Origin of the sequence: Leptospira noguchii serovar Panama str. CZ214 (assembly GCF_000306255.2) — a bacterium.
Lineage (GTDB): Bacteria > Spirochaetota > Leptospiria > Leptospirales > Leptospiraceae > Leptospira > Leptospira noguchii.
Map to the genome: position 1 here is coordinate 1 of NZ_AKWY02000012.1, position 18,982 is coordinate 18,982.

Below are 18,982 nucleotides of genomic sequence, written 5' to 3' on the forward strand. Positions count from 1 at the left end.
TGATATTTTTCTGTCAGTCCCGCAAGCGCTTGTTGATATGTTTGTAAACCGCTTTGTAAGTTATTTTGAAAGTCATTCCACCACTGCCCCTCTAATCTCTTCTAACGTCTGTTGACCGCTGTTCAAAACCGCTCTGACTCAAAGATCCATTTTGGTTTAAGTTCAGTCCGTTACCGCTTACAAAAGAATCCCATTGACTCTGAAATTGTGAGGTAGAATTTTGAACAGCGCTGGAGTTCGCTCCATACTTCTGAGACAAATACTGGCTTCTCTCTTGTAAAATCTCCGCTTCTACTGTCGTTTGCCATTGGATCAATTGTTCCGACGCCTGACTTTGTAACGTGTTATATACATACGTCTGATATTCCTGAACAGAAGCGTAGTGATCACTCGTTGTGACAGAGTTCACCATCATTGTAATCTGAGCTTGCACCTGAGCTTCCCACTGCGTTTGTAAGATACTCACTCCCTGAAACACAAACGAGTCCCAATTGCCTACAGTCTGCATTCCCCCGGCTACGTTAAACGTCTGATCCAAAGACGTTGGGTTAAATACAGGAGTGTTTAAGTTCGGAACTACTACAGGGGGCGCATACAACACACTACAGGTGCACAATAATATTACGGTGATTATACGCTTTAAAATGTTCATTTTCATTGTTTACGCCCTTATAAAGTTATATTTTCAAAAGTTTCGCTTTTTTTTGTGCCTTAACCAAATTTTTGTTTTCAAAGTTTTATTTTGTTTTAACTGTGTATGGTTGATAATTGCAAACGATCTAAATTGTTCAGAATTAAAACTATTTGTGATTTTATATTGTACCTATATTCACAAAATGCAACATCTGACTTTTTTCGGAACTTGTCTACATTATTTTATAGGTTCTGTTTAAAAATAAGTGATAAGTAAATTTTAAAATAGATAATTTAGATAATTATCAAGTGTATATTGCAGCAATCTGTTTAGAATGGCAAAATCAAATAAGATTCTCTGCTTTACTGATTTTAAAAAAACAAACGTTTAACGTAAGTTTGGCGCAAGGAAATTCATTTTTTGAGCAAAGCTTTCATCAAAATCAAATGATCCTTTTGAAATTTTCTCAGGTTTAGAAATGCCGTTACCAATGTCCCACCCTTTTCTGAAAAAAATTGGTAAAACCTCTTCTATTCTCTTTACAAACTTCTCTCCAATAACATCCAAAAGACGAATAGGGGATTTTATTCTTCAATCCTTGGTTTTTTGAGTTCGTTTTGCAAAATCTATTCAAACTGAGACCATTAACAAATTTGTAGTTCCCTACGCGAAAAAGTTTTATTTGTGATTAATTATTTACTATATATTCACAAATAAAACCGCCTACGCTTAAAACAAAAAATTCGTATCATACAACCCTAATATTCAAAACTCAATTCAATCTTCTTTCTCTTTCTGTGGGAACTACTGCAAAACATAGCTTTACCGTAAAATCTCGAAAATGTGTGTAATTGTAAGTTTCGTTAGGCGTTTATAAAAAATCTTTCTAATTTTACTTTGCAGAAACTTTAATCAAACCACAAAGAAGGAGAAATTCCAAAGTAACTGTTCCAAGTTTTACCTTTATAAGTAGTTCTACTAAAAACAAATTTTAAAAAAGACATTTTTTGAAAACCGGTCTCTTCTTCAAGTTCGTAGTTCCAAAGCAATCCCCCGATAAAAGGTGCGCCTAAAACTCCGTAATTTTGAAAACCTCTAAGCGCTTTTTTTTCGGAGAAGTACAAAAGTCCTCCTAAAATTTTGGTGGATTCTTCTTTCTCTACTACGGAATAATTTTGATAATAAATAAGACCAAGTCCGCCTAACGTGATCGAACCTTCCGAATCTTTTGAATGATACGTCAAAATCGGAGGCGCCAAGAATGAATAACCTTCTTGAGTTTCACCGTACCTATAAATAGGAAGAAAGTTTTGAATTTTTTCTTGAGGAGAATTTAAATATCGAATCCATAAAAAATTCCAATCCGTCATCTGGGGAGTAGATTCGTAACCTAACAGAATTCCTCCAAATACTCCCCATCGTGTTCTGTCCCTTTCGAACTCTGCGTTAAACACTCCTAAAAAAATACTAAGCTCTTTTCTTTGATCGGATACATAAGATTCCAAATCGAATAGATATAAAAAGTTATAACGATTGGATCGTTCATTTCTACGTTGATAATAACCTAGAATAAAAAAATTAGATTCTAAATCTCCATATGAATGAGTATAAAAGATAGGAAGAAAGAAAAAAGTTTTCTCTTTGTTTTTTTGATCGTTAGAATAATAAATCGAAGGAAAGAAAAAGACACTATTCTTTTTCACTACGTCGTCTCTCTGATAGTCAAATAAAATTCCGAGTAGATTAGTATGAGAAACAACAGCACCGTCCTGATTTCCTTGAAAACTTCTATAAACTAAAATCGGAACCATCCATCTATAAGTTGATGAATGATCTTCCAGATCAGTGCCTTTATAAAAAAATAATGGAAAAAAGTAAGTATCAATCTGCCGTTCTAAAACGGCGGTATTGTTTGAAAATTTCTCGCTTTTTTCATAACCATAAAGAGAGAATAATACTTTAAGTGAAACTGATTTCGTTTCGGTTGCAATTTGAGTTTTATTTTCTGAAACCGATTGTGTTTCAACCGTAAAAAAAGTTTTATTCTCTTTTTTATAATTGATAAAAAGTAACCAATCAAAACTCCATTGATCTTCTATAGTTAAATTACGCGAGGTATTTGGACCACGTTTGGTTTTAGATTCAAACGTATATAACATTGGAAGCGGAAGAATTGTATAGAACCTAGAAATTTTGAAACTACTTTCTCCGTTTGCCCAATTTTCAGAAGTTTCCGTTTGAGAAAAAACTGGAGTGAAAGTTTTAAAATTCTTATAATCATTTCCAGAAATCTTATCCCTATTTTCACTCTGATACAAAAATGGAAGAATCATTGTACGTTTTATTCCTGATTCCGGATCAGATTTAAATCCAGCAAACAATAAAATTGTAATATCATAAGAATTAGGAGTTGTCTGACTGGAATATAAAATCGGAATTTTATGAGATCGATACGTCCAGTTTCCACCTTCTGTAGTTTCTTCTCTAAAATAAAACGGAAATAAATAAAAACGAGTCGTTTCTTGCGTTCCTAAAGAAGAATAAGAATCATTTATATATGTTTCTCCGCCCGTAAATAAAAGAAAATTCCAAGAAGATTTTCGAAAAGTAGCATTCACTGATTTTTGAAAAAAAGAAGAATTATAATAACCTAAAATAAAACGAAATCGTTTGTCCCCATCCTCTCCCTTTTTATCTCTTCCCCAAACTAAAAAAGGAATTGGTAAAATTAAATTTAGATCGGAAACAGACGAAACATCTGATTCTTCATACGAAAAATAATAAAACGGACTTAAGAAAAAAGATTCTTTCTGTTTTAAAAGCAAATCCTCTTTATAAGAATATAAAAATAAAAAAGAATATAGATTTCTTTCTTTAAAAATTTGTTTCTCACCTTCAAAACGATCCAAATAATTTCGGAAATAAAAAGGAATCAAAGTATTATAACCAGAGCCAGAACTATAATCTTTTTTTGTCAAAATTTCCTCGGAAGCCTGATAAAAAGGAAATAAAATTCCGTGAAAAGAAGAAGTTTCGTAAACTCCCGTTTTTTCTTTATAACGATAATAGAATATACTTTTTGTTTCCAAACATTCAGCGGTTTCACGATGAGTAAAAATAGGGAAAAAACGATACGAAGTTTCTTCGTTTGACTTCGCATAACGTATCAAAGGCCAAAGAACTGAATATTCTCTGCGATCTTTTTCTCTTTCCATTAAAAAAAGAAAAATTCCCAAAGAAAGAACAAAGTCAGTTCCTTTCTTTTGTTCCGCATAAAAAGGAAACACAACCCGATACGATTCGTTTCCCACCTTTCCAAAAAAAATAGGCGGTAAAGGCAAAGCGAATATGTAATCTTTGCTGTTTGTCCCCCAAGTAAACCAAGTCAAGGGAAGAATTCGGAAATGTTTTTTATCGTCTCCAGATTGATAACTTGCAATTCCAAACAAAACTTCCCAACCGAAATAATTTTTAGAAGTTTCCCTAGCCAATTTTTTATAAGAAGCGAAATTAGAATTTTCATTCGACGTAAGTTCCTGAGATTTCTCATTCGGCTCTACAATGTGAAAACCCTTTTTAACTCCATTATTTTTGGAGTTCTGAACCTGCATTGAATTTAACTCTTCTTCTATTTTTTCATCCGTAAAAAAAGAAAGCGGGTTTGAAACTTCCTTTCTCAGTGAAATACTAAATAAATTATAAATAAAAGAATAATCTAAATCTATAAAGTATTCTTTTCCCGTATCACTCGATTTCAAAGAAGCGTCAAACTTTCCTCCTGTTTGAGAAACAGAAAAACCTCCAAAATATAGTTCTAAGTTTTTATTCTTTTCATAATATTTGAGATAAGCTGGAAGTAAAATATCTCCTCTAGATTCAGGACTTTTCCACTCAAAATAAAAAGGCGCTACAAAAAACGAACTTGTCTTTTCTTTTCTATCTTCGGAAGAATAGTATAACCAAACCCAATCTCTATCTACGTTTGGTGATCTAAATCTATAATGAAACGGGCTAAAGGAAACGTAATTAAAATCATCTCCTCCAAATCTAAAATAGAAAGGAAACAAAAGATTGTATTCATTTTTTTGATAATAATGAAAAGGTAAAATAGTTCTAGTAACGGTTTCGTCTTTAGAATTTTTCCAAAGATAAAATAAACCCGCCAGACCCAAAAAAGACGAACCGTCATGTTCGTGAGAAGAATAATAAAACGGATAAAAACGAGTAAAACTGCTAAAATTGGAAGAACCAGGATTAACGTAACGAGAATGGTAACCTAAAAGAAAGAATTCTTCTTGATCCGGCGTATTATACTTATAAAAAAACGGGGCGACCGTTTCGCTTTGACCATTCGATGAAGTATGAAAAAAACCTAATATAGGAATATGAAAATAAGAATTTGTTTTATAAAACCAAAAAGGGAAAAAAGTTAAAACACTATCCGACTGGTCTTTCGTTTTGGACCAATAGAAAAAAGGAAAAATTCTAAAATAACTCCAGTCGTTTTCTTTTCCCCATTGAAACACAAGAAAGTTTCGAACTTTATAATTTTCTCCATTGTCCTTAAGATACAAAGCCAGAGGGGCAAACAAAAACCGAGTAGTTTCTTTTCCAGAAACGAGTCGCCTTGATTTATAAAACAAAAGGAAAGGTAAAAAGGAAGATTCCCATTCCGAATCCAAAAACTTTTCTTTTTCCCAAAATAAAAATGGAGAATAGTGAGAAAACCTTTGAGAGTTTAAACCAGTAGATCTGGATTGATGATACAGTGGAAAAAATGTAAACGAATAATCCTCTTTAATTTTATAATTCGTATAATATACGATAGGAAAAAAATTAAAAAAATTCTTTTCTTGATCGCGTCCCCATCTTAGTAAAGTGAACCAAGTGTCTGATTCTTCCAAAGAGCTTTTGTGAAAATAAAGTAAGGGCAGAATCATCGTAGAATTGGATCTGATTCCGTTATTTAAGTCGGATTTTAAAATCAACAAAGGCAAAAAACCTGGAAACATAAAAAGATTCTTTTCAAATCCAGGACCAGAAGAGCTAGAATTGTAACCTAACCAATAAAATTTAGAAGATTCTCTATAACCAATTCCACCGCCTACCGGCTCTATGTTATTACTATAAAAAAGAGGAGATAAAAAAGTTTTTTCCTTTAGTCCGTCCCTTTCCACCCTACGATAACTAAAAAATGGAAAAACAGAATCCAGACTCGCCTTTCCAGACTTTGCTTCAATAGAATTATAAAATGGGAATATTCTAAATTGCTTAAATTTTGGATAATCTGTTCCTCGTATAAACCAAAACGCGTGCCAAGATAAATGTCCGGGCCATTTTTCAACGTCTACGAGCAACATTCTAACGGGATACTTCTCTTCTTTCTCACTTCCGAAAATTTCTTTTTTTTCTTTGACTAATTCGTCAAAAGGATCTTCCGTATAACTTCTATTTTGTGCTGCAAGAATCCCGGGAAGTAAAAATAAAATTGTAAATAGGATTCGGTTTTTTATCATAAAAAAGATTTTAAAGATCGACTTCGATTATTTTCTTTTTGTTTTTTTCGCCGGATAGAATTCGAATCTTACTTTTAGGAATTTTCATTTCTTTAGAAATAGATTCGATTACTGCCTCGTTTGCTTTTCCTTCTAAAGCTGGTTCCCGAACGGCAATTGTTAAAACCCCGTCTTCTTCCTTTCGAAAAAAAACTTTTTTAGAGTTCGGCTTTACATGAACCGTGAGTTTCATCTTTTCGTTTTATACGATTTCTTGTTTTCGACGAAACTTTCGAACCAATAAATATATCCCGTCCACTTTACATATAAGACTGGAAATAAAAAAAATCAGAACCGTAGGAAAGATCACTAAACATAAATGAATTCTAGAAGCTTGCACGTAGTCGATCCCAATCGATCCCAAATAGCTTAGAATCGGAGAATATAAGAAAAATTGATGAAAGAAAAGATAACTTCCCAATAATAAAAACGGAATCAACATTTTAGAAATTTTTTTAAATAGTTCTATCCAAGGAAATCCGATTTTGTGTTTTTTCAAAAAGATCCCTAAAAGTAAAAAAGTAATCAGGGCAGAAATCGCAGAAGATAAGGCAATCGCAGAATGTTTTAAAAACCAAATCAAAGATAAATTCAGAACTACGTTGATCGTAAACGATATTGACTGAATCCGAAGGGGAGTTTTTGTATCTTGAAACGCGTAATAAGAAGAAATTAATATTTTATTGATACTGAAAAAAGGAATCGCAATTGAATAAAAAACCAAAGGTTGAATCGCTGTGTGAGTAGCAATGTGATCCCATTTTCCTCCAAAATAAATAGAATCTAAAATCGGCCCCGCAAGAAACGCCATTCCAAGTGCCGCCGGAACGGTCAAAAATAATGCGAACTCAAGAACACCTGCAAGTTCCTGATGTATGGAAGACCATTCTTCCTTTTTAAGAGATTGTAAAAGAGTGGGTAAGATCGTAGTAGCAAGTGCAACTCCGATGATCCCTGTAGGCAACTGAACCAGTCTTTGGGAATAATCCAAACTTACAACCGCTCCAAGTCCCGGATTTTGATTTTGTACCCAATTCGCTAAAAAAATATCTACGAGTAAACTGAGCTGATAAAAACCTCCGCCTAACGCTGCTGGAAGCATCAACTTAAAAATTTTTCGAATGGATGGATGTTTCCAGTTCCAATTGATTTTAGGTGTGTCCTTATTTTTCCAAACATACCAAACCTGAACTGCTAGTTGTAAAAAACCTCCTGTAACAATCGCAAAACAAAGTACAATCACTCTATCGTGTAGGTCGTTCACAAACGGGAATAAACAGATAAAAACAAATAGATAACATAAATTCAAAATGATCGGAGAAAGAGAAGGGACAAAAAAACGATTTTTAGAATTGGAAATTGCCATAAAGATGGCGGAAAGACTAGCGGTAACAATTAAGAAAAATAGAATATAGGTAAGCTCTATTACTAAATTAGAATATTCTTTTGTTCCTCCCACAAGTATAGGAAGAAAAAAAGGAGAAAAAAGAAATACAATACCCACTAAAATAGATAAAATAAAAAATAAAAAAGATAAAACCGCACCACTCATTATTTTCGCTTCTTCTTCGCTTATTTTACCGGACTCTGCATAAAGAGGAAGAAAGGATTGAGAAAGTGTACCTTCCGCCAGAAGATTACGAAACATATTGGGAAGGCGATAAGCCACCGAAAATGCCGAAGCCACCATACCGGTTCCAAAAGAAACGGCCATAAAATGATCTCGAAGAAGGCCTAAAATTCTAGATAAAAACGTATAAAAAGAAAGTGCGATACTACGTGAAGCTGCGTTGGACAAGGATTAGGTTCCTAGAAGTTTTTCTAAGTATCGAACTCCGTCCATGCTATTTAGGTCAAACTGAATCTGACAAACGGGACACTGGTATCTTCCCGGTTTAGAAACCCGGATTCGAGAAGAACAAGCTCCACAATAGATAGTTTTTTTTGGAAAACTTTTTTCCGCCTGAATTGCTTTTTCTAAAACCGACTTTGCAGAATACTCTTGAGAAGTCTGGTTTGAGATAGATTTGATTTCTATGTCTGATGTTTCTTCTAATTGAGAAGAAGGTTCTGATTTTAAAGAAGAAGTTTCCGTCTCTATTTTAGAAGATGATTTCGAAAAAGAATTATCTACTGTATAAAATTCTTTTTCTTTTTGTGAAATATCTTCTTCGTTTAAAAAAGCCTGTAATCTCTGAGATTGACTAGCAAGTCCGAAAGTGCCGATCGCCTCTGATTTTAACTCCTTTGACTCACTTTCAACTTCGGGAACGGTTTTAATTTCTGGAATAAAAATACCACGTGAAGTTTCATTCTTACGAGAAGAACTGGAAGAATAAAATTGAACCGGAGAATTTTTTTGGATCTTAGAAGTAGAAGAAACAGAACTTGTTTGGTCTAAAATTTTAATCGAAGAAAGATACTCTTCGGCACGATTCAAATCTTCAAAAAAAGAAATCGATCTTCCAAAACCTAAAAAGCTCAAAAGAGTTTTACATTCTTCGTTAAACGCGCAGTAGGCGGAAGAAGCTCCTCTATTCTTTAAGAAATTTTCGAACCTAGCAAGAACTTCGATCCCTTCGGATTCAATGTATTCCAATTCCTCGCAAGAAAATAAAAATTTACGGATTCCCTCTTCCCATTTCGATTTTAGATACGAATAAAAATCCTCAGCACTTGCAGAGTCCAAACGTCCTCTCAATTTAAGTTTTAGGATATTTTCGGAAAGTCTGGATCTAATTTCCACTTTCGTTTATCCTAAATAAATCGCGTCTAAAACTTCTTCTTTGGAGGTAAGATCGATTTGAGAAACGACTGGTTCAGTTTTCATTGTAGTTTGAGAAAGGCTCGTTTCCGTTTTCTGAGCCGCTTCGGTTGCAATTAGAGTTGGTTCGGAATGTTGAGTTTGTGACACGATTTGCAAATCGGATTGAGGATCGGACAAAGATAAAACCGGTTCCGTTTGTATCGATTCTGGATTCTGCTCGGAACTTCCCAAACTTCCAGGAAAAGCAACCGAACTCAAAGGGCTAGAGTGTTTTGTAAGAACTGGAACATGGACTTCTTGCGAATGAGAAATTTTTTCTACAAAAGGTTTGGAACGGTCGTTTTTAGAACCCACTAAAGTGAAAAGTAAATATACAAATTCTAAAAACAAAGCCGCACCCAAAGCGATCAAAGAATCGTTTTTAAGAAGCCATTCTAAAAGTTCCGTTTGTTGAAAAACAAACTTACGAAAGTTTCCTCGATCGTAAATCATATGAATCGCAGCGACTCTTTCTAATTTTATTGGATGATAGATTGCAGCCGAAAGAAGAATTTCTGGTTCATCAATTTCAGGAAAAAATTTTTCGAACTTAGAAAAGAAAAAGCTCTTAGAAAGAAAATTCTTATTTTGATTTAAGAGAACTGGAATACTAATCTGCCATTTACGAAGATGAAAAGCCCTGGTGTAAAGTGGATCCTGATATAAAGAAATCGGTTTTCTTTTTTTTAAGTTTTCTACAAGATATTCCGGATTGGAATGAGCTAAAACGATACCTTCTTCGTTAGTCAAAAATATTTCCTTGATCGTATAACCGTCTGCGTCTTTTTCAGAGATCTTTACAAATCTAGAAAAAACGAAATTCATATCTTCGTAAGAACCACCTACTCCGGAATTTTCTGCAGCCTTAGCCAGAGCGCCCAATGTGTCCCTAGCTCGATTGTCTGAGCCAATTTTCAAAAGTTCAAAAGAAGCCAAAGAAGATTCTAAAAAAGACCAGGCTACAATTCCAAGAGCAATCGATTCACAGACGATCAATAACAAAAGAAAATAGAATATACTTTTGAAAATCTTCACTATCCATCCAATCGGAAGAAAATAGGTTTTCTCTTGAGAATAAAAAAGAATTCTCAATCACTTTTCATAGAAAACGAATGATTTTGTGAGAGTTCCCACACTTTCGAAGACAATCTGTAAAATCTAAATTTGTGAGAGTTCCCACATTTTTGAAGACAATCTGTAAAACTAAGACAAACTTGCGTTCATCGGCTCTAAAAAAGAACATAAATTCTTTTTCAGACAGGAAATCAATTCACCTCTTTTATGAAGACTAAAATCAAGACCTAAATCTTTCACACTCGTCATATTTGTCCAATTTCGACCGCAGGGATTGATACAACGAAACGTTTTCAAATCATTACTTAAATTGAACGCAATACCGTGACTGGTAAAAAAAGATTTAAAATTCACTCCGATCGAACAGATTTTCTGAGAGGGATTGGATTCCAAATATAAACCAGGAGAATCAGAATCGGAAATCAAGTGTAAACCCCAAGTGGACCTGACCGAGTCGATAACGGACCGAAGTAAATTTTCTAAATAAAAACGGATGGAAAGATTTCTTTTTTTTAAATCCACATGAGAATACAAAACGAGTTGCCCTGGTTCATGAGCAGTAAAATCCCCCCCTCTCTGAGTCCAATGGATCTGAATCCCCATCGATTCTAAAAATTCCGGCTTAACTAAAAGATTCTCAGGATTATAATTGATTCCGCCGGTGATTGTAGGAGCGTGTTCCAAAAATAGAATACATTCCTTCCGAAACTTTCGCAGTTTATCCTGCATTTCTAAGTAACGGAGATAAGGAATTTTTTCTCGAAATTCGATCATTTTCACAAGATTCTTTATATGGAAAAACTCTTAGAAGTCATCTCTTTTATCCTACAAAAATCTCCCAACGGAAGAGATCGTTTATCACTCTCTAAACTGATCTACTACTCAGATGGAGTTTATTTTCAAAAAAATGCAAAACTAATTACAAACCAGACCTATATCCATTTAGAAGATTCTCCCTGCGCCCTGGATTTACAATCCGCACTGCTTCATTTGAGAAAAAACGGTCTAATTGATATACACCCCCGATTGACGGAAAAAGGTATTTCCGGATTTCAGATCGTATGGATGGGAGAACCGGGAGAGGAAACGATAGATCTTAATCGACAAGAAAAAAGAATTATTCGTAAGGTATTGGAAAATTTCAAAAATGCGGTTTATGATGAAAATAGAGTATATCCCAATTTATACGAAAATTATATCATTTCACCTCTGTTTGCAGAAATTCCATTCAGTATGGATACTTTAAATACCAAAATTCACTTTTTTAAGAGGAAAACGCTTTTAAATATCTCTGGTAAAATTTTTAAGGTACTATTTAGCGAATAGTGGGGCCTAAGATGCAGATAACCGTAATGAAAGGTAAAATCCACCGGGCCACGGTAACAGACGCTGATTTAAACTATGAAGGCAGTCTGACCGTGGACATGGATCTTGTAGACGCTGCGGGAATGCGGGTATATGAGAAGGTTTCCGTAGTAAACGTAAACAACGGAGCCCGTTTTGAAACCTATATCATAGAAGGAAAAAGAGGTTCCGGAGAAATTTGTTTGAACGGAGCAGCAGCAAGACTCGGAATGAAGGGCGACAAGATCATCATAATCACTTACGCTCAAGTAGAAGAAAAAGAACTTCCTTCAGATTACACCCCTAAAGTAGTTCACGTTGACGAAAAAAATCGAAAACGTTAATTTTTGCCAAAAAACAACTTCCCCCACCTAAGTTCCGGCTTTCAAAGGCCGATATAAATTAGTAAGAATTCCATCGGACCAGAATAACTATGAAATCTTTTTTAAGAATCTCTGTTTGCCTGCTACTTCTTTTCGTAGGTCATACCACCTTTGGCCAGAACGCAGAAAAAACCGATCCAAACAAAAAGGACGGAGGAACAGAATACTATCCACTTGCCTACTACGACGAACGTCTTTCCGTTAAGAACATTTCTTTCTTTCGTAGACATTCCGACAACGGTAAGGGGGAATTTCTGGACGTAATGGTGGAAATGGAAAATAAATCTTTTGATCCAGCAAAATTTTCCATTTACATTTTAGCGATCAACGAAACCTCTTCGATCAATCCGGAAAAAAGGGATTTAGTACCCTTCCCAAAATGGAGAGGATTTGATGTGGAAAACAACACTTTCGTAATCAACTTTCAAAATCTAATGCCTCAAAAATTGGAATCCAAAATGGTTTGGGGAGAAGAAAAATACAACAAGGCAAAAAAAGATTACGACGATCGTATCGCTCGAGGTGAAATCGCAAAGATGTCAAACCCTTCTTTGACGGAAACCATAACCTATCTCACCAACCATTCTGAAAACGCGCTTGAATTTACGATTTTCGGAGAACAAGGTCCTAAAAAAGATCAAGTACTCATCAGTAACTTTGTAGATCAAACTGAAGAAGAAAGAAAAAAACAAGCTCACGAATCTTTGAGCAAACATACTTATACGATCTACAGCGCAAAATATAAAACCACTCTCATGTCTCATCACTATACGGAATATAGACCCGGTTACGTGACTTACAACAAGGTAGTCGTTTTGATCTTCAATCCTCTAAAAGAAAAGAATAAATTAGTTTATAGAAGATTTATAAACATTACCGGAATTAAACTTCTCAATTAAGAATTTTTAATAGAAAAAAGGCGAAAAAAATTTTCGCCTAATAACTTGCTTACAGTAAATTTTATTTCTTGAATATTAGAGTTATTGAAAAATGAATCTCCATCAGTTTTTTTATTGAAACAGTCGATTGAAGCAGTTTTGTTAATCTGAAATATGAAATTTTCAACAACTCTATTCTAATTTAATACCCTACAAAATTTACTACTGAACGTTACGTAATCAATCATCTATAATTTACACAAAAATCGCAAACTTAGAAATGAATTTTTCCAGACGATCCATTGTCTGGTTAATCATCTGATACAGATTTCAGAACGTAATTGAAAATCAGAATTTTATAAAATTGATTTTTTGAAAAAGGCAAAAATAAAAAACAATGAATGCTACTGTTAAGTGCTTTCATCAAAAAGAGAATCAATCGAAAGAGAAATAAATTTATTCTGGCAACGATCGAGAAGATTTTGACGGTTTCCGATAACGATCTATACTTTCAGGAACATAACGCATAGACCAATCTAACTCATTCATATTCTTTTCGATCCAACCGATCGCGTGGTCCCAACGACCATCGGAAAGAAAATCAAAAAAATAAGAGGAATTCATGTACCGATATGAATCCATAATATCTAGAATATCCCGTTTTACCGGAAAACTCTGGATGTTTTCGCTCTCTGAAAAGAAGCTATTGTCCATTGGTTCTACTCTAAGAACCGGTTCCAAGACTGTCCATCTTTTTATTATGTTCGCATTGATCTTCGTTCCAAAGCGTCAGCTGTGCTTCCTCTCGTATATTTTCGAATTCTGAATTCTTTTTTTCTTTTTCATCTTTTTTACCATGAAGCACCTCTTGACGTCTCTTTTTCACCTTACGTGCTTCTTCCAGTATTCCCTCTAATTTCTCTTCTAAAAAATAACGAATTTGACGATCTATTTCATTTTCCGTTTCTTTTACTAAAAACATACATTCCTCCAACATCACTTGAAAAGAATACAAAATACCCCGGACAAAGATTTTCGGAAAGACTGGATTTATTTAGGAAACTTGAAAAAAATTGTTCCGAAACGGACAAACCCATGTTAAACATACCGGAACTTACAGAGACCCTTTTAAGCGGAAAAGACATAGATGTAGAATACAAATTCGTTTCTGAAGAAGACCATCAACAACTCTATAATTTATTGCTTAATATTTTAGGAAAGATAGACAGACTTTTTTTAACGGAAGTAATTTCCACAGTTCTAAAAGAAATACTGATGAACGCAAACAAAGCGAATGCGAAAAGAATTTTCTTTCTTAAAAAAAATTTAGACATTCATAACGCAGATCACTACTCAAAAGGAATGAGAACCTTTCAAGAAGAAATTACACATCATTGGGACGATCAAAAAGAAATTCTTCAAAACAGCGGTTTTAAAATTCATTTCCGAGCCAAAATGGTTAACAGCAGTTTGGCGATTTTAGTAGAAAACGATTCTGCGCTTTTACCCCAAGAATTGGATCGTATTAAAAAAAGAATCGAGTCCGCCAAAAAATACAACGATCTTTCCGACGCGTTTATGGATATTTCCGATTCTCAAGAAAGTGCTGGGCTTGGTTTGGTTTTAATCCAACTCCTTTTAAAAAATTCTGGAATCGGTTCTGATAAATTTAAAATCGATACGGATGGAAAACTGACTAGGGCAACTTTAATCGTACCTCAACAAATCGTTCCCATCGAAATCACCACCAAACTCAAAGAAAAAATTCTAATGGAAATAGAAGGGCTACCTCCTCTTCCAAATACTTTGACTAGAATTATTTCTTTGTGTAACAATCCAGATTCGGATTTAGGAATTATCGCAAGTGAAATCGAAAAAAATCCCGCTCTCAGTGTAGACTTGTTAAAACTTTCCAACTCGGCGGGATTTGCGAGTAGAAACAAAGTAAACACGATCGTTCAAGCAGTTAAAGTAGTCGGTCTGAAAAACGTAAGAAACCTTCTTTATGTTTCCGGAGTGAGAAAAATCATGGATGGACGTTATGCGAAATTGCAAGAAGTTTGGAATCATTCCAACATGTGCAGTTTTTTCATTCGACAAATTGCAGGCAGAGGTGGAATGGCTAGAGTCGCAGACATCGCCGCTGCAGGTGCACTTTTACATGATTTAGGAAAATTCATTTTACTTTCTCTCAATCAAAAGTTATTTATAAAACTGACGAACTATCAAAAAGATAGGGACTTTGGAAGTTCCACAATCTTAGAAGAAATTTCTATCGGAATTTCTCATCCAACGTTAGGCGCTCTTTTAGCCAAAAAATGGGACTTCCCTCCCGATTTAGTTCAAATGATAGAATTTCATCATAGACCTTTTATGAACGTAGGCGGTGTTTATCACGATTTAGTAGAATTGGTCTATTTAGCCAATATGATGATGGATTGTATCGATAAAAAGGCTTCTTTCTTTACGATAGATGAAACGATACTACACAAATACGATCTCACTGATAAAAAAATCTTCGAAGAAACCTGCGAGAAACTTAGAAAGTTATACGAAATCGCTCGGATGGAGAATTGAAAGACGGCTTGAAAATCGATTCTTTATTATCTATAGAAAAAGTCTGTTATCGACCAACCGGAAAAACGATCTTAGATTCGGTAAGTTTTGAAATCAAAACAAACGAACACTGTGTTCTTTTAGGAAGAAACGGGGCTGGAAAAAGTACTCTTGTAAATTTGATCTACGGTATGATCTGGGCAACTTCCGGAACAATCCGTTTATTCCAGGAAACCTATGGAGAAATATCGATACAAGATTTAAGAAAACGAATCGGCGTTTTAGATTCGGCTCAACAGGAAAACTCTATTCAAAGAAAACTTACCGTAAAGGACACAATACTTACTGGGCTATTTCATACGATCGGTTATTACAGGGATCCGTCTCCGGAAGAAGAAATCAAAGCATTACAAATCTTAAAAGACTCAAATCTACTTTCTAAAAAGGATCAGTTATATAATTCTCTTTCTTCCGGCGAGAAGAAAAAAATTTTATTTTTACGAAGTATAATAAATGAACCTGATTTTCTCATCATGGATGAACCCTGTTCTTCTTTGGATCTAACCGCAAGAGAAGACTTTTTAGGGTTTTTAAAAGAATATCATTCCAAACAAAAATTTACCTCTCTTTATATCACACATAGACCGGAAGAAATTCCGGAGTTTTATTCCAAAGCGGTTTTACTGAAAGAAGGAAAAGTGATTCATTTCGGTCCGATAGAAAAATGTTTTACGGAAAAAAATTTAGAAGATCTTTACGATATTCCAATTCAAATTCAAAAAATCGAAAACACTTGGTCAGTGATTCCGAAACAAAAATGATTTTTTTGCTCCACTATACTACTATAAAAATCACATTCAAGATATATAAATAAATTTTTTATTTTATTAACTAAGAGCCGGTCTCAAAACCTAAAGATGATTAAGATTTAATGATGGAGAAATATTAGAAAGTTTACAAACGTATAATACTGTGGAAATTAACTTCTGTAATTTATGTCTTTACAGTTAAATTTTGAAAATGTAGAAATTCATACGAAATTCAATCTGGAAAAATGAATATTTAAAAAATTTGTAATGTGGCTTAATTTGTAGTAACTACCACAAACCAGGATTTCACAGTAAAACTTAAGTATTCGTAGAACAAGAAATCTTGAGTCGTAAAATAAAATCCAGGAACTACTGTTTTTAGAAAGACCTTTTCTAATTTCTCTTACATCGAACTCACGTTTTATTATCAGTTTCAAAATAACTTATATTCAAACTTTAAAACTAGTTTTTACTAGAAGTTATCTGAAAAGTACTTTATCTTTGCTTAAAATATAGATCCTAATTATTCTAAGATACTTTTGAGATGTTTCTTAGTACCAAGAACTACATAATGAATCATTGAGAATTTATACATGAAGATTTTATTATACAACTTCTAGAAATCTTTTATTATACAAATCCAGACAATCTCTACAAAATTAGAGTTGTTAAAAAATCCCATAATGGCGTTTAACAAAACTGCTTCAAGCGACCGTTTCCATCAAAGAGAAACTGATGGAGATTCATTTTTCAACAACTCTATTGAGTATTATAAATTCTAAGACAAACCCGCCGTTTAACTCAAAACTTTGATCATTCTATTTAAGAACTTTAAATAATACTTCTATAACAAAAGAAAGGTTACTTTGAATTTCAAAAACAGACTCTTGCCAAAATTAAAATTATCTGATGCTATTCTAGTGGTTTAGGTAGTTCATAACTTACAAATTCACAATCTGGAAAACGATTGCATTGATAGAATTCTTTCTTTCGAGAATTTTTTTTCTTTTGAAGAATACCATTTTTACAAAGCGGACAGATTCCCCAACCGGTTTCTTTTTTCTTTTGTAAAACCGTAATCCATTCTTTTTGAAACGAAACGAATTTATTATTTTGAATTTGAGTTTGTAGATCCAACCAAAGCCGGTTTAATATAGAAACAGAATCGATTTCGTTTTTTTCGATTCGATCCAAATCAGATTCTAATTCAGCTGTAAATTTTTCTCGAAAGAGTTCTCCAAAGTTAGATTGTAAAAAGAAATTAACCTTTTCCCCCAATGGAAATGGACAAAAAAATTTCTTTTCTTCGTAGACGTATTTTCGTTTTAAAAGTGTTTCCGAAACAGTAGCATAAGTGGAAGGCCGACCAATTCCTTGTTTTTCTAATTTTGCAACTAAAGTACCTTCCGAATATCTAGACGGCGGTTCTGTCTGTTTTTTTTCACACTCCACTTTTTGAAGATCAAATAACTCTCCCTTTTCCCAATTCGGATTCGTTTTTAAATCCAATTCGTTTAATATTTTGTAACCTGGAAAAATAGTTTTTTTAGTTTCTAATTTAAAACATTCCCCGGAGGCAAAAATAGAATATTCCATTTTTATAAATTCTTCTGCGGGAAGTAAAAACGAAATAGTTCGTTTCCAAATCAATTCGTAAAGATCCGCCTCCTCCTTTCCTAAAAACTTTTTTACTTCTTTTGGAGTTAAAAAAGGATCCGTAATACGAATCGCTTCATGAGCATCTTGTATTTTTTTAGCTGACTTTCTAACTTTACGCTCGAATGGACTGGCAAAAGTTTTACCCAGTTCAGAAAAAATCCAGGATTTTGCACGTTCAACAAATTCGGAACTTAGACGTACTGAATCCGTTCTCATATAAGTGATCAATCCATTTCTTTGACCGTTTCCTAGATCCACTCCTTCATAGAGTTTCTGAGAAAGATTCATCGTTTTTTTAGAAGAAAATCGTAATTTTCTAAAGGCTTCTTGTTGTAAACTCGCGGTTTGAAACGGAGGTGGAGGAAAATTTTTTCCTAAAGATTCTTTTTTTTCGGAGATACGAAGTTCTTTTTCTTTTTGAACGTTTTGTAATATTTGATCGGCTTTTTCTTTGGAAAAAATCCGGTCGCCGATTCTAATAAAGACCCCTTCTATCCCTTTTTGATCGACACCATACAGTAGTATATTATAATATATTTCTATTTTAAAATTTCTAATTTCTTCTTCTCTTTCACAAATCCATTTTAACGCAACAGATTGCACTCTTCCTGCAGATAATCCGGGGCCGATTTGTTTCCAAAGCACCGGACTGATAAAATAGCCGATCAATCTATCTCCGATTCTTCTAGTTTTTTGTGCATCTACCAAAGATTCGTTGATCGTATCTGGATTTTTTAACGAATCTAAAATTGCGTGTTTTGTAATTTCTGTAAAACGAATCCGAAAAACGTCCAATTTTTTTTGCAAACAATCTCTTATATAAGCACTGATAAATTCTCCTTCACGATCCGGGTCCGTTGCCAGAAAAATTTTTTGAGATTGTTTTGCCGTTTTTATGATTTCAGAAAGTACCTTTTTTTTTCCGGGAAGAATTACGTATTCCGGTTCAAAATGATTTTTTAAATCCAATCCAAGTGTAGCCTTAGGAAGATCGGCGACGTGACCTAGGGTTGCAAGAATTCTAAATTCTTTCCCTAAATACCCGGCAATGGTTTTTGCCTTGGATGGAGATTCTACAATGATAAGTGAAGGCACCGAATTCTTAAATTTTGGTTTGCTATCAGGTTTTCAACTAGAATCTATCTCAAAAATATTTTATCTTCGCTTAAAATGCAGATTCTGATTCTTCTAAGATACTTTTAAATCTTAAATCCGGTTTTTTGATTTCAGAACCGAATAACAGATTAGAGTTGTTGAAAAATTAATTCGCCACTTAGTTTCTGT

General features: G+C 33.9%; 15 protein-coding genes and 1 pseudogene. 5 read left to right on the forward strand and 11 right to left on the reverse strand.

Translation table 11 applies throughout. The features are described from left to right. From LEP1GSC059_RS04725 to lipB, 8 genes and pseudogenes are all read right to left on the reverse strand, one after another. Positions 1 to 658, reverse strand: a pseudogene (locus LEP1GSC059_RS04725) (TIGR04388 family protein); the annotation flags it as partial. A gap of 363 nt (positions 659 to 1,021) precedes the next feature. Then, the gene (locus LEP1GSC059_RS04730) at positions 1,022 to 1,201 is read right to left on the reverse strand and encodes a hypothetical protein (protein WP_017214190.1); all 180 of its coding nucleotides are present in this window, start codon (positions 1,199 to 1,201) and stop codon (positions 1,022 to 1,024) included. 341 nt (positions 1,202 to 1,542) lie between these two features. Beyond that, complete coding sequence (locus LEP1GSC059_RS04735; RefSeq protein WP_020980396.1) at positions 1,543 to 6,150, reverse strand: LA_1737 family protein; 4,608 nt, start codon at positions 6,148 to 6,150, stop codon at positions 1,543 to 1,545. A 10-nt stretch (positions 6,151 to 6,160) separates the two neighbouring features. Next, a complete protein-coding gene (locus LEP1GSC059_RS04740; protein ID WP_002178567.1) occupies positions 6,161 to 6,382 on the reverse strand; it encodes a DUF167 domain-containing protein in 222 nt (73 codons plus the stop codon). Between the two features lie 9 nt (positions 6,383 to 6,391). After that, on the reverse strand, positions 6,392 to 7,987 hold the full coding sequence (gene murJ, locus LEP1GSC059_RS04745; RefSeq protein ID WP_004434616.1) for a murein biosynthesis integral membrane protein MurJ: 1,596 nt from the start codon (positions 7,985 to 7,987) through the stop codon (positions 6,392 to 6,394). A 3-nt stretch (positions 7,988 to 7,990) separates the two neighbouring features. Next, complete coding sequence (locus tag LEP1GSC059_RS04750; protein WP_017214193.1) at positions 7,991 to 8,935, reverse strand: STAS domain-containing protein; 945 nt, start codon at positions 8,933 to 8,935, stop codon at positions 7,991 to 7,993. A 6-nt stretch (positions 8,936 to 8,941) separates the two neighbouring features. Continuing rightward, complete coding sequence (locus LEP1GSC059_RS04755) at positions 8,942 to 10,087, reverse strand: LIC_12071 family protein (RefSeq protein ID WP_017214194.1); 1,146 nt, start codon at positions 10,085 to 10,087, stop codon at positions 8,942 to 8,944. Positions 10,088 to 10,198: 111 nt separating this feature from the next. Further along, complete coding sequence (lipB, locus tag LEP1GSC059_RS04760; RefSeq protein ID WP_002178789.1) at positions 10,199 to 10,843, reverse strand: lipoyl(octanoyl) transferase LipB; 645 nt, start codon at positions 10,841 to 10,843, stop codon at positions 10,199 to 10,201. An 18-nt stretch (positions 10,844 to 10,861) separates the two neighbouring features. Here lipB and LEP1GSC059_RS04765 point away from each other — a divergent pair, with 18 nt between their 5' ends. From LEP1GSC059_RS04765 to LEP1GSC059_RS04775, 3 genes are all read left to right on the forward strand, one after another. Then, entirely contained in the window at positions 10,862 to 11,395 is a 534-nt protein-coding gene (locus tag LEP1GSC059_RS04765) for a type II toxin-antitoxin system antitoxin SocA domain-containing protein (RefSeq protein ID WP_017214195.1), read from the forward strand. 26 nt (positions 11,396 to 11,421) lie between these two features. Further along, a complete protein-coding gene (gene panD, locus LEP1GSC059_RS04770; RefSeq protein ID WP_000676613.1) occupies positions 11,422 to 11,757 on the forward strand; it encodes an aspartate 1-decarboxylase in 336 nt (111 codons plus the stop codon). Positions 11,758 to 11,846: 89 nt separating this feature from the next. Next, positions 11,847 to 12,695, forward strand: coding sequence for a hypothetical protein (locus LEP1GSC059_RS04775; RefSeq protein WP_017214197.1), 849 nt, complete (start codon positions 11,847 to 11,849; stop codon positions 12,693 to 12,695). A gap of 435 nt (positions 12,696 to 13,130) precedes the next feature. Here LEP1GSC059_RS04775 and LEP1GSC059_RS04780 read toward each other — a convergent pair whose 3' ends face one another. Next, positions 13,131 to 13,415: a hypothetical protein gene (locus tag LEP1GSC059_RS04780; protein ID WP_017214198.1), complete on the reverse strand. Its 285-nt coding sequence runs from the start codon at positions 13,413 to 13,415 to the stop codon at positions 13,131 to 13,133. Next, complete coding sequence (locus LEP1GSC059_RS04785; RefSeq protein WP_020980391.1) at positions 13,399 to 13,656, reverse strand: LIC12077 family protein; 258 nt, start codon at positions 13,654 to 13,656, stop codon at positions 13,399 to 13,401. The genes LEP1GSC059_RS04780 and LEP1GSC059_RS04785 overlap by 17 nt, the downstream gene beginning before the upstream one ends. Before the next feature lie 113 nt (positions 13,657 to 13,769). On the opposite strand from LEP1GSC059_RS04785, the gene LEP1GSC059_RS04790 reads away from it, so the two are divergent. Together LEP1GSC059_RS04790 and LEP1GSC059_RS04795 are read left to right on the forward strand one after the other, a co-directional pair. Next, positions 13,770 to 15,251, forward strand: coding sequence for an HDOD domain-containing protein (locus LEP1GSC059_RS04790; RefSeq protein WP_017214201.1), 1,482 nt, complete (start codon positions 13,770 to 13,772; stop codon positions 15,249 to 15,251). Continuing rightward, positions 15,248 to 16,051, forward strand: coding sequence for an ABC transporter ATP-binding protein (locus tag LEP1GSC059_RS04795; RefSeq protein ID WP_020980394.1), 804 nt, complete (start codon positions 15,248 to 15,250; stop codon positions 16,049 to 16,051). Before LEP1GSC059_RS04790 ends, LEP1GSC059_RS04795 begins: the two co-directional genes overlap by 4 nt. A gap of 900 nt (positions 16,052 to 16,951) precedes the next feature. Here the strand turns inward: LEP1GSC059_RS04795 and topA are convergent. Next, complete coding sequence (gene topA, locus LEP1GSC059_RS04800) at positions 16,952 to 18,793, reverse strand: type I DNA topoisomerase (RefSeq protein ID WP_020980388.1); 1,842 nt, start codon at positions 18,791 to 18,793, stop codon at positions 16,952 to 16,954. Positions 18,794 to 18,982 lie beyond the last annotated feature (189 nt).